At 36.4% G+C, this 14,806-nt stretch carries 11 protein-coding genes; 4 read left to right on the plus strand and 7 right to left on the minus strand.

Annotated elements, in window-relative coordinates; translation table 11 throughout:
• Positions 1-38: 38 nt before the first annotated feature.
• The 6 genes from ACRD62_RS18780 to ACRD62_RS18805 all read right to left on the minus strand — a co-directional run bounded on the left by ACRD62_RS18780 (position 39) and on the right by ACRD62_RS18805 (position 6,159).
• A complete protein-coding gene (locus tag ACRD62_RS18780) occupies positions 39-1,220 on the minus strand; it encodes an ABC transporter permease (protein WP_430821650.1) in 1,182 nt (393 codons plus the stop codon).
• A gap of 17 nt (positions 1,221-1,237) precedes the next feature.
• Entirely contained in the window at positions 1,238-2,422 is a 1,185-nt protein-coding gene (locus ACRD62_RS18785) for an ABC transporter permease (protein ID WP_430821651.1), read from the minus strand.
• A gap of 12 nt (positions 2,423-2,434) precedes the next feature.
• Positions 2,435-3,418 carry an HlyD family secretion protein gene (locus tag ACRD62_RS18790; protein ID WP_430821652.1) on the minus strand — a complete coding sequence of 328 codons (984 nt, stop codon included), beginning with the start codon at positions 3,416-3,418 and terminating at the stop codon, positions 2,435-2,437.
• 148 nt (positions 3,419-3,566) lie between these two features.
• Positions 3,567-4,970 carry a TolC family protein gene (locus tag ACRD62_RS18795; RefSeq protein ID WP_430821653.1) on the minus strand — a complete coding sequence of 468 codons (1,404 nt, stop codon included), beginning with the start codon at positions 4,968-4,970 and terminating at the stop codon, positions 3,567-3,569.
• Positions 4,971-5,007: 37 nt separating this feature from the next.
• Positions 5,008-5,481: a hypothetical protein gene (locus ACRD62_RS18800; RefSeq protein ID WP_430821654.1), complete on the minus strand. Its 474-nt coding sequence runs from the start codon at positions 5,479-5,481 to the stop codon at positions 5,008-5,010.
• Between the two features lie 120 nt (positions 5,482-5,601).
• Positions 5,602-6,159 (minus strand): Crp/Fnr family transcriptional regulator, encoded by a 558-nt coding sequence (locus ACRD62_RS18805; protein WP_430821655.1) that lies wholly within the window; start codon positions 6,157-6,159, stop codon positions 5,602-5,604.
• 287 nt (positions 6,160-6,446) lie between these two features.
• Here ACRD62_RS18805 and ACRD62_RS18810 point away from each other — a divergent pair, with 287 nt between their 5' ends.
• Positions 6,447-7,613 (plus strand): IS4 family transposase, encoded by a 1,167-nt coding sequence (locus ACRD62_RS18810; protein WP_430821656.1) that lies wholly within the window; start codon positions 6,447-6,449, stop codon positions 7,611-7,613.
• Between the two features lie 75 nt (positions 7,614-7,688).
• On the opposite strand, the gene ACRD62_RS18815 is transcribed toward ACRD62_RS18810, so the two are convergent.
• A complete protein-coding gene (locus ACRD62_RS18815; protein ID WP_430821657.1) occupies positions 7,689-8,153 on the minus strand; it encodes a methylglyoxal synthase in 465 nt (154 codons plus the stop codon).
• A 201-nt stretch (positions 8,154-8,354) separates the two neighbouring features.
• Between ACRD62_RS18815 and ACRD62_RS18820 the strand changes: the two genes are divergently transcribed.
• The 3 genes from ACRD62_RS18820 to ACRD62_RS18830 all read left to right on the plus strand — a co-directional run bounded on the left by ACRD62_RS18820 (position 8,355) and on the right by ACRD62_RS18830 (position 14,637).
• Positions 8,355-9,731 (plus strand): ATP-binding cassette domain-containing protein, encoded by a 1,377-nt coding sequence (locus tag ACRD62_RS18820; protein ID WP_430821658.1) that lies wholly within the window; start codon positions 8,355-8,357, stop codon positions 9,729-9,731.
• A 274-nt stretch (positions 9,732-10,005) separates the two neighbouring features.
• On the plus strand, positions 10,006-13,002 hold the full coding sequence (locus ACRD62_RS18825; protein ID WP_430821659.1) for a SusC/RagA family TonB-linked outer membrane protein: 2,997 nt from the start codon (positions 10,006-10,008) through the stop codon (positions 13,000-13,002).
• Between the two features lie 12 nt (positions 13,003-13,014).
• On the plus strand, positions 13,015-14,637 hold the full coding sequence (locus ACRD62_RS18830) for a RagB/SusD family nutrient uptake outer membrane protein (protein ID WP_430821660.1): 1,623 nt from the start codon (positions 13,015-13,017) through the stop codon (positions 14,635-14,637).
• The last annotated feature ends 169 nt before the right edge of the window (positions 14,638-14,806 follow it).

Below are 14,806 nucleotides of genomic sequence, written 5' to 3' on the forward strand. Positions count from 1 at the left end.
AACGTTCTGAATCAGCCTTTTTTCAAATTATTCAACTATCAATTTTTCATTTTTGATAACTGCCAGAATCGAAGACTACTGCCTGTGAAAAAGATAGCAGTAAGTGTCCATAAGGCGGTTATATGATTTTGTACTTCAGAAAGTTCTGCTCCAAAAATCTGGATTTTCATAATTCCCTGTATTCCATGTGTGCTGGGTAATATTTGGGCAAACCATTTAAAAACAGCCGGGAATGCTTCAACTGGCCAGCTTATTCCACTCAGAAATAAAAAGATGAATGAAGTAAACAGGAATAGCATCATCGATTGCACTCTGAAATAAAAATAGGTGGATATCCACATTGCCAGAAAAACAGAAGCAAGTATCATGGGTATCAGTAACACCATTGCATCGCTGGATGTACCATGAATAGGGAAATCAAACCATTTAAAAGTGAGTACAAACAGGTAATAGGCCACCAGCATAAAAATGATGAAATAGCTAAGGGCTCTACCCAGAAACCAACTGTCCCAGCCACGTTCTTTAATTTCCTCTGAAATTATGTATTTACCTTTGTGTTTCTCACGATGTGTACCACCAATCATTCCAATGCCTATCAGTAAAAGTTGCTGAATAACCAGAACCATAATGGGAGGCATCAGGTAAGTTCCGTAGCCACCTGTAGCGTTAAACAATGGTTTTGAAACAAGGTTAACCGGACTGATCTGTGCCATCAGTTGTGATTTAGGCGTTCCTTTCATCATCAGCTTCTTTGCCTGCACACCGGCTCCAAAAGTAAGCCCTGCTTTGGTTGCAGCTGTCAATACCGTTTTATAGTGCATAATGTAACTGCCATCGCAATATACACCCATGTGAGCCTGTTCGCCTTTCATTACTTGTTTCTCAAAACCGTTATCCAGAGTTATGATTCCATATATCTTTTTCTCAAGAAACAAATGTTCGGCCTGTTGAAAGTCGTTAATCTTCTCAGTTATGGCAATATCTGATGATGCATCCAGCATCTTAACCAGTTTACGGCTTGTTTGTGTATTGTCATTATCAATAACCGCCACCGGTAATTCATCAATTGCTTCTTTTTGATACACAAAAGCGTAAAGAGCAGGGTACAGAAGGGTAGCCACAAAAAAGATTAGTATGACTCCCGAATCCTTCACAATGTTGTGTAACTCTTGTGCGGCGAAGTATATGATCTGTTTAAATTTATCTAAAATTGCATTCATTGTACTGATCTTTTTATCTACAATCGACCGTAGAATTTTGAGTCACTCATTACTTCCTTCATTCTTTTGATTGAAAGCAATGGAAGAATGATAAAGCCACACATAATTGCCAAACGTGCCAGCCCTGATAAGACTGATGCGCCATAAAATGCCTGGTTTAGAAAAAGTTCCAGGTAATGAGTAAATGGAAACATATGTGTTAACGATTGGGCTAAATCAGGCATTCCTGATACCGGAAAAGTCAGACCAGAGAAGCTGAAAGCCAGCGCACCAAATATGGCAGAAATACTAATTGAAAAACGCATATTTCTCGACCATGCAACCAGCGTGAATGAGATGCCAAAATATGCCAGGATCATCAGGATCTGTCCTATTTCAATAATCCATCTGCTTCCATTCATCGGAACATTCAGGTAATCGTAGAGCACACTGTTGTAGGTAACTCCTACCAAAGTAAAAATAGCCACATAAGGTGCCATCTTACCAATAACAGCTTTTATGATGTTGTTATTGGCATAGGCCAGCCACTCTTTTCCTGTTCCTTGTCGCAGTTCACGACCCAAAACATAACCACCAACCATTAAAACAAAAATTTGAAGTATGGCTGGTAAGATTCCGGAAACCAGAAAGTAAAGGTAATTAACGGTTGAGTTAAACATTACCTGCGAATCAATCACAATGGGTTGAGCCTTTTTTAGTGCGGTTTCATAACTATCACCTTTCATCATGTTACGCTTGATACTGATACCGGCACCCATTGTCATGGTTACTTTATTAACCGCTTTACTGATGGTTCCTGCAGGAATGAGCAGTTCATTATTATACAACAGAACCACGTCGCCCTGTTGGCCTTTCATTACTGATTTTTCAAAACCTTCAGGAATGGCAACCACACCATAAATCGTACCTTCTTTTAATCCTGTTTCAGCTGATTTTAAGTCTGTATAGCTGCGAACCAGTTTTAATTCAGGAACCGCATCCAGCATCTTAACAAGCTTTGATGAGGTTGAACTGTTGTCCGTATCAATAACAGCAACAGGCAGATTATCGGGCTGTTGAGCTTTGAAAAACCAGGTAAAGAAGATGAGTGCAAGAATGGGGAAATAAACCAGACACATACGTAACGTGCGGGTTTTAAGTATTTCGTTCCACTCCCGAAGCATCAATCCTTTCATTCCTTGATATTGTTCTTTATTTAACAAGGTGAACTCTTTTTATTGAAACAATTCTGAATTAACAATAACACTCATTCCTGGCAATAAGCCATCTATGTTTTGAGTCGGTTTCATACGTACTTCAAAGGTTTTTAAATCGTAGTCACCAACAGACTTTGTTGCTGTGTTGGTAGCAAAATTTCCCAATGAATTAATGTATGTCACTTCAACCATCACATCTTCAAGACCCAAAGCAGGGATGCTGACCGGAAATTGCTTTCCTTGCTTTACTTTAGGTAACCAGTCTTCGCGAATGTTAAAAGTCATCCAGGCATCGCTTAAATCTGTAATAGTAACCACTGGCAGACCCGGTGTAACCAGTTCACCTTCGTTTGGAATAATGGTTGAAATCTGACCATTGATACCAGCTATTACTTCTGTTTCTTTAATGTATGATTCAACCTCGGTTACAGCACCATTAGCCTGATTAACAAGGGCAGCAGCAGCTGATTTATCTTCTGTACGGGCACCGTTTTTTGCCATCAGATATTGAGCTTCAGCTGCTTTTGCGGTTAGTTGAGCTGCTTTCATCTGTGTTTCCACTTCGTCTCTTTTTTGAGCCGGAACAACACCTTCTTCATATAGAGTCTGGATGCGTTCAAATGTTTTTTCCATCAGATCAGATGCTGCTTCTGCCTTCCTCCAAACACTTTTAGCTGCTTCAATTTGCTCATCACGTGCACCTTTTTGGGCTTTATCGCTTTGGGCCGTAGCAGCCGCTTTAACTGCTTCTGCCTGCATCAGTTTTGCATATACTTCAGGACTGTCAATAATCATCAGGGTATCACCTTTTTGTATCTGTTGCCCTTCTTCTATATCTAATCGAGCAACGCGACCTACAATTTTAGTAGCGATACTAACTTGTTTTGCGTCAACTTCACCACGAATCAAAACCGGGTCTGGACTAACGAAAAACCAACCACTTACACTAATTAATAGAAGTGCAGCCATAAGGATTATCAGGCTATAAGCTTTTTTATTCATAATGCTTAATCTTTTTGGGTCAAATGTATTTGACTGTATTTTACTTTTTATTTATTTCTAGTTTGTTGTTAGTAGAGAATAGTCAAAAGATTTTTCGACAAGCTCAGATTAATACTTTTGACTTTTATCATTCTACTATTGACTTGTTTTATCGATATTGCTCAAAAGTGTTGCTGGCTCCGCAATACTGAAGCATTGATGCCAAAGCTACATCGTAAGCATAAGCAGCCTGCAACTTGGCAATTTTCACTTTCTCCATGTTCAGTTGAGCATCGACTACATCAGTTGAGGTAGCCAAACCATTGGTAAATGCTTTTTCTCGTGCATCCAGATATTCGGCAGCAAAAGCCTCTGTTGTGGCCAAGGATTCATATTCATCAAAAGCTTTCTCCATGGTTTGATAGAGTTTTTGAACAACCATTTTAATATCGTCTGATGCCTTTCCATAAAAATTATCAACCTGAAGAGCCTGAGTTTTGGCAGCTCTGATTTTATTTTCTCTCTCAAAACCATCGAATATGTTGATGGAAATGCCAACTCCTACAAACCATTGGGGTGCCATTTCGGTCAGTTGATAGTCATATAAGTTGGCACCACCCATCAATGCAACATCGGGTAAATATTTTGAGCGTTCCACCTTAAGCTTCTGATTAACCAGCGTTTTTTTAGCATCGATCTGGCCTAATAACGGACTGTTTTGAATTGCCAATGATTGATAATAATCCAAAGACTGTATATCCTTGGGAATAAATAATTCATCCATTGGAACAATCACCTGATTGGTGCCTAAAGTATTCTGAAGTGCTTTCTGTGTAATCTCCATATCTTTTTCAGAAGATCGATACTCGCGCGATGCATTGGCATATGCCACTTCGGCATGCAATCGTTCAACATGAGCTATCTGCCCTTGTTCTTCCAGCTTTTTGGCATTGCTAAGGTGGTTTTCTATATTTTTCAAAGCATCATTTCTGATTTGCAATACCTTGTTAGTTAACTGCAAACCAAAATAGCGGGTTACCAATTCGGTTATTTGTTGATTGGTTACCTCTCTCAGATTCTCAGATGCTTCAAAAACTTTGGCTTCCGCAGCATGGTGTGCAGCATTGATTTTACCACCTGTGTATAAAGGCATAGAGAAAGTTCCCATAATAACACCCATCTGTTGTTCCTGTAAGGTCAGACCTAAGTCAGTTGGCATACTTATGGCGGGCAGGGTCCCGGGAGGGAGAATAGCACCAACCCCTTGTAAAAGTTGACCTAAAGGCTCAGTTATTTCTGAAAGATCGGCATGCATCTCAATATCATCATCCATAATGGTATAAGCACCTGTTACACCAATATGTGGCATGCGGTGAGCATTGGTTGCTTTCTTTTCGTGTTCAGTTACTTCTTTCTGAAAATTGGCAACCTGAATACTTTTGCTATTACTGAATAAATACTGCAACGACTCATTAAAGCCGAAATACAATGTATCCGTTGGCGTATCTTCTGTTTGCGCAATTACATTTACTCCCCATAGGGCAAGTAACATCATTATTAAATACTTATTCATTTTATATTGCATATTTATTAGCTATTGTATTAAATCATTAAAAAGGAGTGGTTTGAATTATTTTGGTATTGAAAATTGCATCATGGTTATTTAATAATTCTATTTTATCCTTAACTATTTCTGCTAATTCTGTGCTTCCGTAAAAGCGGAACTGAATTCTTTTTCGCAGACTGCAGTTGATTTCCAATTCGAGAACACGTTGAATAGAGTGGGAAGCATCTTCAGGTATGGCTCTCTCATATTTAATAAAATGGAGTATAAACTGTTGCCTGAATCTTTTTCGGAATGATTTTAGTTCACTGATGAAAATAGATTCTTCGGGTTTGTTTTCGTGAAGATAAACCAGGCTAACCATCGGAACTTTCAATCTTAATTTCTTTTTCAGTTCGTTAAAATGATCGCTTAATCCATTTTCATCGGTTATAAAAACATAGTGCACACGAGGGTGAAAGATCTTTATTGACAGATCTTTAATTTTTGATATTAGTGCATTTGTTTTTACCGGTTTCATTGTATTCAAATTGATGAATACAAAGTACTGATGAAAAAAAAGGATAATTTTTGACCTAAATCAAAAAATGAATTGGAGATGTTAATTGTTATTAAATAAGCGGATAGTAATTGAAGAGAACTACTTTGTTCTGATGCGACTTAATGTCTCTTGTGTGATGCCCAGATAAGAGGCTACATGACCTAAGGAAACATGCAGAAGTATATCGGGGTATCTTTCCAGCATGGAGTTATAGCGGTCTTGCGCTGACTGAAATTGTATAAGATAATATTTATCGCTTAGCTGCTTAATGAACTTTGCCATTTCAATTTCATAAAGATGCGCCATCTTAGGAATTCGTTCTAGCATCTTCATCAGATCATCGTATTTGAAAGAAGTGAGAATCAAATCTTCTTCAGCCTGTAATCCATATTTTGTGGGAGCATTAAAATATACTGCATCAACTGAAAAAGTGAAGGAATTATCTTTCAGAAAGAAGTAGGTAATGTCTTTTCCGTTTTTTACGTAATAATTGCGGGCAAATCCTTGGTGAATGAAATGTATAACTTTCGATTTGGAGTAGGGTTCTCTGATAATGTCTCCTTTTTTATAGGTCTCGGTTTGAGTCATTGAATTAATAAATAGCTCATCATCATTAGTAAGTGTTAAATGTGACTTGATATAGTTTATTAATTCCATAATTACGATTCGAATATTCAGTGCTTTCTTTAGATTGTTACAAAGTAAAAAGATATTATCAACCTTGAATCATCTTCTGAAAATTATTTTCGAATGATCTGAATTTCGGAAAGCCTGATTTGATTGGCTTTTCATTCGATTTTGAGTTGATGTTACTTTATGAATTACTAGTGATGCGTTAACTTTTTAAAATAACTTATAAAACAATATATAACAGTAAATTACAAGCGTTCTTTGATTTTTTGATTTGATTTGAAAAGTAGCTTTGCAGGCTTAATTGTAAAGCTATGAATTCTGGTAAATATGTTTTTTCCCAATTACTTCAGTTTATTCCTCGGTATGAGTTTGATAAATATGTGTCATTATACAATGGTGATTTCAGAACCAGAGAACTAAATTGTTGGAATTTATTTATTCAATTGTTTTTTGGTCAATTAACATCAAGGAATTCACTCAGAGATATATGCACTTGCTTAAAAGCCCATAGAAATAAATTGTATCATCTTGGCATAAAGCAATATGTAAATCAATCTACACTTTCAAGGGCGAATGAACGTAGGGATTATCGAATATTCGAGAACTTTGGTAATTACCTTATTCAACAAGTAAGGCCATTGTATGCTAGAGAACCAATTCCTGATGTCGATATTGATAATGAAATCTTTGCGTTCGATTCTACAACGATATCTTTAAGCCTTAAACTATTTAGCTGGGCTCCTGGTAAGTATTCCAGAGGTGCTGTGAAAATTCACACATTGCTTGATTTAAGAGGAAGTATTCCGTCTTACATCTTGATTACAGATGGCAAATATCATGATAGTAATGTTCTGGACGTGCTTACTCCAATACCAGGTGCAATTTACATTATGGATAAAGCATATATTGACTTTAAAGCTTTATATCATCTACACGAATCGGGTGCTTTCTTTATATCAAGAGCAAAATCAACCATGGATTATTCGGTACTAGAAAATAATTTCAATATCGATGAAAGTACAGGATTAAGAAGTGATAAAACCATAGAAATCAATGGATATAAGTCTAAAAAGCTTTACTCTGAACAATTACGGATAGTTGAGTTTTATGATAATGAAAATGATGTAATCCTTACTTTCTTGACAAATAATATGGATGCTTCAGCACTTGAAATTGCAAATCTATATCGGAACAGATGGCAAATCGAAGTGTTCTTCAAATGGATAAAACAAAACTTAACCATAAAAACACTTTGGGGTCACTCCGAAAATGCTGTAAATATCCATATCTGGGTTGCAATCTGTACCTATCTAATAGTAGCAAAAGTCAAGCATTCTTTAAAAAGCAGCCTCTCAATTTATGAGATATTGCAAATTTTAAGCATATCAGTATTTGATAAAACTACAATTCGTGAATTACTCACAGAATTTCAAACAAATCAAAATGTCAAAGAACAAAGAAATTTATTTAGTGACTAAATTTTAACGCATCAGCAGTAAAGCAAAATAATAAAATGAGGCACCCCTGCTAAGGGGTGTTATGCATTTCAATAGCTATTTAAAACGATTAATGTACGATGAATAATCTACAACGTCGGGTTTATAGTCCTGATGGAAAAGTTCACTTGAAACAACGAAGTCAGCAGTTGATCTGTTAGTTGCGGTAACAACATTGTACAGCGCACAGATTCGAAGCAATGCTTTTACATCTACGTCATGCGGTTGCGGTTGCATTGGGTCCCACAAGAAGATGAAAATATCAACCTTTCCTTCGGCAATTAAAGCACCTAACTGTTGATCACCACCTAATGGACCGGATTTAAAACGGGTAATTGAAGGTGGAACAGCATTGTTTTCTAAACATTTTTTGTTAATCACTTCAGAAACCATCGAACCTGTTGTACCTGTGCAAACAAGGTCGTGCGATATTAATTCTTTCCAGTTGTATTCAACCCAGTCAATTAAATCAGTTTTTCTGTTATCGTGAGCCACAAGGGCGATTGTTTTTTTCTTCTTCATCAAGTATGATTTATGTCTTTTTTTTAATCAATTCAAATTTAATAAAACACTCCAAGTATTTGTATGCTGTTAGGTTATATTACCATCATTTCACAACATTTATAATAATGAGTTTGTAAATTAAGGGTGGTGACTTGATAATATTGTTCAGAGTGATGTTATTGTTTCTATTTTTGAGGGGTAATTATAAAAATAATCGAAATGTTGTTTCCAGTATCTATCCATTCTCATTTAACAGGAGATATTACCATACAGAAGAATCAATACACAGTTGTTTATACGCCAGATACACAGTTGATAAATGATTTTTTGATGTGGATCAATGGTGAGAAACTAATATTGGAAGATACGGTATCATTTGTTAATGATGGTGAAATATGTTCAAGTCTTTATGAATTGAAGAAACATCAAAAAGTTTTACGTTTTCAGCTAAAGAGTAAACTTGTTGGTGATTATTCCCAGCAACGTTATCATGCTACTGAAAACGACGATTTACTCACCTTGGATCAGTTTATGGGTGAAATAAATGATTCATTTCTAAAAGAAATGATGGTGTCGTTTGGTTTAACCAGATTAATGGATGAAAAACTTAATATGCTTTCGACCGGCGAATTCAAAAAGGCCTTGACGATAAAAGCAGCTGATGAAAAGTCGGATTTGTTATTTGTTGAAGAACCGGGAATTGGTGTTGATAAAGAGAGTAGAAAACATTTAAACCAATTATTTCAACATCTTGCAGATAATGGTACTTCGGTAGTTGTTTTAACAAGCACAAAGAAATGGCCTGTGAATGATCAGCAGATTATTGAAATCAATCGTTCAATAAAAGAGGATGATAGTTCAGTTACAGTTGCTGATATTAAAGTACCAGGTTTAAAAAAGCATTTAGATTGTGAGTGCGTATTCGAATTACAGGATGTTGTGGTGCGATATCAAAATCGTAATGTATTAGATAAAGTTAACTGGAAGATAAAACCCAATGAAAAATGGGCGCTGACAGGAAAAAATGGTGCAGGAAAATCAACCTTGCTGAGTATTATTAATGCCGATAATCCACAATCCTACAGCAACGAGGTGTATTCGTTTGGTCGTAAGCGGGGAGCGGGTAAGAGTATATGGGAAATAAAAGAACAAATTGGCTATTACTCTTCTGAGCTTCATCGTTATCTGAATAAAAGACAAAAGGTTGAAGAAGTAATCCGTTCGCTTGTAATTCAAAATCCCTATAAAAAAAGACCATTAAATAAGGAGGAATACCAATTCAGAGATCAGATTTTAAAATACTTTGGGCTGTATAATGGTTTAGAGCAAATGTTCTATGAACTCAGTCCTGCACGACAAAAACTGGTTGTTCTCTGTGGGGTTTTGGTTAAGAATGCACCGCTGTTAATATTAGATGAACCTTTTCAGGGCTTTAATGATGATTTGGTTACAAAAGCCAAAAACCTGATCGAGCTATATGCTGCCAATCGGACTTTTATAATGGTTACACATAATGAAGAGGATTTTCCTGCACTTATTACAAAACGATTCCATTTGACAAATGGAGATGGTAGGGAGATGAAAATGAATTCTTAATCCTGAAATCATAATTTGACCTTGATCTTCAATTTTAAAATCCTGTTTTAAGATATTTTCAGATAAAAATGTTAATAATATTTAATGGATTTTGGGTTTATGCAGCATTAGTTCAATAAATAGAATTATAAAATTAACAAATTTAAACATCTTGTTTTAAAGCTATTTACGAAGCTTGATTGAATTGTCTAGGTGTTTGAATGAATTATCTAGGCCTTCTCATTTATATCGATTTACTTTTGAAACAAAGGTTTATTAATGAAAAGTAAAATCGATGAAAAAAATCAATCTAAAATTAATGATGTTGACCTTATTATTAGGTTTTGCATTAAATACCCGGGCACAAGATCTGAATTTGTCGGGTGTTGTTACAGATAATGAAGGGGAAGCCATTCCCGGAGTTTCTGTGCTGATCAAAGGTACTTCCCAAGGTACAATAACTGATATTGATGGCCGATACACTATAAATATTTCTGATAATGCCAAGGTATTAGTTTTTTCATTTATAGGTTTTGAAACTCAGGAAGTAGCTATTGTAAGTTCTACTACAACCTATAATGTTCAGTTAATACCAAATATTATTGGATTGGAAGAGGTTGTTGCCATTGGTTATGGTAAGATGACACGAAAGGACGTTACCAGTTCAATCACCACTGTTCAGGCAAAGGATATGAATGTAGGAGTATTTTCAGATCCATCTCAAATGCTACAGGGAAAAGTAGCTGGTTTAACCATAACTCAAACTTCCGATCCAAATGGAAGCTCCTCTATTACATTACGAGGAGCCTCTACTTTGCGTTCAGGCGAAGCGCAAGAGCCATATTATGTAATTGATGGGGTTCCTGGAATGTCATTATCATTAATTGCACCGGAAGATATTGAGAGTATTGATGTACTACGCGATGCTTCTGCGACTGCAATTTATGGTTCAAAGGCTGCCAACGGAGTTATAATTGTTACCACAAAAAAAGGTAATAATGATGGAAAAGCAAATGTAAACTATAGTACTTACGTTGCATTCGACAATGTATTGAAGAATTTGGATATGATGTCGGCAACCGAACTTCGTGCTTATGCATCAGCAAATGGAGTTACCCTACCTAATGATGATGGAGGTGATACTGATTGGCAGAAAGAAGTTCAACGTACTGGTGTTAGTCATAACCATAATCTTTCAATTAATGGAGGTAATGAAAAAACAAGTTATAACGCCAGTATCAATTATCTGAACAATCAAGGGGTTGTCAAAAACACTGAAAAAGATCGTATTGTGGCTCGTTCTTTCTTACAAACAACCACACTTGAAGACCATTTAACCCTTTCTTTTGGTCTTAATGGTAGTATTACCAATAATCAAAATGTTCCAATGGGAGATCAGGGAACAAGTGTACTTGATGCCATGAATTATTATTCTCCGTTATCACCGATAAGAAATGAAGATGGTACATGGTTCCAGAGTTCAGGTATCTCGCAGAATTACAATCCAATGTCGATGATTTATGAGGATAGGTATAATACTGAGAGTAAAAGACTACAAGGAATAACTAAAGCTTCATTAGAACTTATTGATGGTTTGGTTTATAACTTATCTCTTTCTTATCAAAACGAGCAATACATTTACAGTAATTATAATACTTCTGCATCTCAGATTTATTCATCTCAGCACGGACAGGCGAGTCGTACATCAGTGGAAAATAAACGAACTGTATTTGAAACTTATTTAAACTATGACAAAACGTTTAAAGATGTGCATAAGATTGGGTTAATGGCCGGTTATTCGTGGGAGCAAAACGATAATAATGATGGTTTTGGACTTACTGTGTATAATTTTTATGACGATTCGTTAGAGTACTATAACTTAGGGTATGCCAACAACATGGATATTACTGGAATTAATAGTGGCTATACGCTTTCTACCTTAAGAATGATCTCTTTTTACGGACGATTAAACTATAGTTATAATAGTAAATACCTGTTTCAGGCAACTGTACGTCGTGATGGAAGTTCAGCTTTTGGTGAAAACAACAGATGGGCAACATTCCCTTCTTTATCAGCTTCATGGCGTATGAGCGAAGAAAGCTTTATCAAAAACTTAAATTTATTTGATGATCTTAAATTCAGAGTAGGCTATGGTGTTAGTGGTAATTCATTAGGATTTAATGCATTTACTGCAATTCAAACGTATGGTGCTTCTGGCTGGTTTAGCTACACCGATCAAAACGGAAATACATCTGACTACAGAACTCTTGCTGCAACAAGCAATGCAAACCCTGATTTAAAATGGGAACGTACAAGTATGTTTAATATCGGTATGGATCTGGGATTCCTTAAAAATCGATTGACGGGTACAATTGAATATTACAACAAACAAACAGATGATCTGATCTATAGTTATGCAGTATCAACCAACCGTTATCCATATGGAAGTATGCTCGCAAACGTTGGTGAAATCAGCAATAAGGGTATCGAATTCTCGCTGAATATCATTCCTGTTCAAACAGATAAGTTACGTTGGGAATCAACAATCAATCTATCGCATAATAAAAATGAGGTTATAAGTCTATCCAATCAAACATATTCGGTTGATTATATTAATGCTGGTAATCCTAATATTGGTGGCTTTGCAACAGCCAATGTACAGCGTATTATGGAAGGTGAGGCAATAGGTACATTTTATATGTGGGAGTGGGCAGGATACAACGAAAATGGTGTATCACAGTTTTATGTACACGATCCGGAAACCGGAGAAAGAACAGGGGAGTTGACTACCAGCCCACAGGAATCAGATCGTACTAAAGTGGGTAGTGCTCAGCCAAAGCTGGTTTATGGGTGGAATAATACTCTTAAGTTTAAAAACTGGACTCTAACTGCTTTCTTACAAGGAGTATCAGGTAATCAGATATTGAATTCAACCCGCGCTCAATACAATTATGTTGCTTTGGTCTCAACAGGTAAGAATGTACTAAATGAAGTAGCAACAGAGCAAAAATTTACTGATGTGAATGCACAGGCTCCATCTGACAGATATCTTGAAAAAGGTAACTATCTGCGCTTGTCAACCCTTTCATTGAATTATAACTTTGGTAAGATAGGTAATTACATTAACGGTTTAAATGTTTACGCTACCTGTAATAACGTATTCACTATTTCTGGCTATAAAGGTCTTGATCCAGAAATTTCTTTAGGTGGGCTTACCCCAGGAATTGATAGTCGCGAATATTTTTATCCACGTACCCGAACAATTATGCTGGGTCTTAATGTAAACTTTTAATATTAATATCCTATGAAAAAAACATATATGAAACTATTTATGTCAGCTGCACTAGTAGCAATTGCTGCAGGTGGTTGTACAGATTTGGATGTTGATGTAAAATCTCAATATACATCATATCCTGATTCAGAAATTGCGGTTGAAGCGAAAGCATCCGATGTTTATTATGCTTTTCGAGGTGTATTGGGACGGAGATATAATGAAGCAATGACCTTTTCTTCAGATGAATGTATGGGGGTAAGTTATGATGGGGATTACTATGACTCTGGTAATTATTCACATCCAAGCTTACATAACTTCATGGCCGATGATGCATGTATGGGCTATTGGGGTGATTTATCAAGTGGTATCACAAAGTGTAACCAGGTTATAGTCGATTTTGGAGGTGAAGAAGAGCCTGTTACTGCTCCGATAAGGGCTATGCGAGCATTTTATCATTTTATTCTGATGGATAGCTATGGCGATGTGCCTATTCTTGATCATGCTCTTGAGGCAGATGAAGCTTTGGAACGTAGTTCTCGTGCAGAAGTTGCAGAATGGATTGAGTCAGAATTACTGGCTGTTAGAGATAATATGTCAACAGAGGTGAATGCTGCCACATATGGTAAACCTACCCGATGGATGGTTGAAGCTCTTCTGGCTAAATTATATATTAACTGGAATGTATATACAAGCGATGTAACCAGTGCAAGCTGGTCGGCAACAGCAGCTAATGAAAAATTAGATGACTGTGTGGCTGTTTGTGATAATATTATTGCTTCAGGTCTTTTCGATCTTAGCGACGACTATCTGGAAAAATTTTATCCTACAAATGGCTCTCATATAAAAGACTTTATCTATGCAATGCCTTATACTGCAGTTAATAAGGATGGGTTGACCTATGGACGTTTTCGTACCTGGCGTAAGGGAGATACTGATGGGAATGGTGGTCCAGGACTATATGGAATGGTATTGGGTAAGTCTGCTGCAGGTAATTTTGCTGTCAATCCAGAGTTTGCTGATTTGTTTAGTCTGGCAGGAGATCGTCGTAATGAAGCATTATTTAGTGGGGCATTGAATCAATACGATCCATCAACTTATCAAAAATCAACTACCCCTTTTGAATATAAAGGTGAACAGGTGGTTTTAACTAAAGAGGTTGCTTTATCTACTGTGGATGAAAATCTGAATGTTGGCAATACAGTTTCAGGTTGGTCACAAGGATATCGCTTTAATAAGTTTATTATGGATCCAACAGATTATGGATTATATAGCCGTTGTCAGGATAATGATGTACCTATCTTCCGCTATGCTGATATCTTATTAACTAAATGTGAGGCAATACTTCGCGGAGCTACTGCAACTAATGGAGATACACCAATGGGATTATTCAATCAGATACGTTCATATGTTAATGCTCCAACTATTAGTTCCGATCCTTCCATAGAAGAGTTGTTAGATGAACGTGGTCGTGAGTTTTTTGATGAAAACTGGCGTAGAAATGACCTGATTCGATTTGGTAACTTTGAAGATGATTGGGGTTATAAACATACGATTAATCCAGCTGCTAAAACTGATTTTACCAAGCGCATTTTCCCTGTTCCAACCGGTGTTCTAAACGAAAATACCAACTGGTCTCAAAACAATGGATATTAAGTCATAGAATGTATTCAAATTCAGGGGGTGTTTCTTGTGCATCCCCTGAATATTTTAATATTGATATTTCTGGTTAAATTCAAAAACGATGATGTGTCGTTTCTGGATACAGTATTTATTGACCTTGTTCTGATAAAATTCAGTATTCGCGATTGTTGATGAAAAGTGT

The sequence above is a fragment of the Carboxylicivirga caseinilyticus genome (assembly GCF_050589785.1).
GTDB lineage: Bacteria > Bacteroidota > Bacteroidia > Bacteroidales > Marinilabiliaceae > Carboxylicivirga > Carboxylicivirga caseinilyticus.

Coding starts and splice junctions, on each gene's coding strand:
- ACRD62_RS18780 (WP_430821650.1), bottom strand. CDS start 1,220: ATGAATGCAATTTTAGATAAATTTAAACAGATCATATACTTCGCCGCA.
- ACRD62_RS18790 (WP_430821652.1), bottom strand. CDS start 3,418: ATGAATAAAAAAGCTTATAGCCTGATAATCCTTATGGCTGCACTTCTA.
- ACRD62_RS18795 (WP_430821653.1), bottom strand. CDS start 4,970: ATGAATAAGTATTTAATAATGATGTTACTTGCCCTATGGGGAGTAAAT.
- ACRD62_RS18800 (WP_430821654.1), bottom strand. CDS start 5,481: ATGAAACCGGTAAAAACAAATGCACTAATATCAAAAATTAAAGATCTG.
- ACRD62_RS18805 (WP_430821655.1), bottom strand. CDS start 6,159: ATGGAATTAATAAACTATATCAAGTCACATTTAACACTTACTAATGAT.
- ACRD62_RS18810 (WP_430821656.1), top strand. CDS start 6,447: ATGAATTCTGGTAAATATGTTTTTTCCCAATTACTTCAGTTTATTCCT.
- ACRD62_RS18815 (WP_430821657.1), bottom strand. CDS start 8,153: ATGAAGAAGAAAAAAACAATCGCCCTTGTGGCTCACGATAACAGAAAA.
- ACRD62_RS18820 (WP_430821658.1), top strand. CDS start 8,355: ATGTTGTTTCCAGTATCTATCCATTCTCATTTAACAGGAGATATTACC.
- ACRD62_RS18825 (WP_430821659.1), top strand. CDS start 10,006: ATGAAAAAAATCAATCTAAAATTAATGATGTTGACCTTATTATTAGGT.
- ACRD62_RS18830 (WP_430821660.1), top strand. CDS start 13,015: ATGAAAAAAACATATATGAAACTATTTATGTCAGCTGCACTAGTAGCA.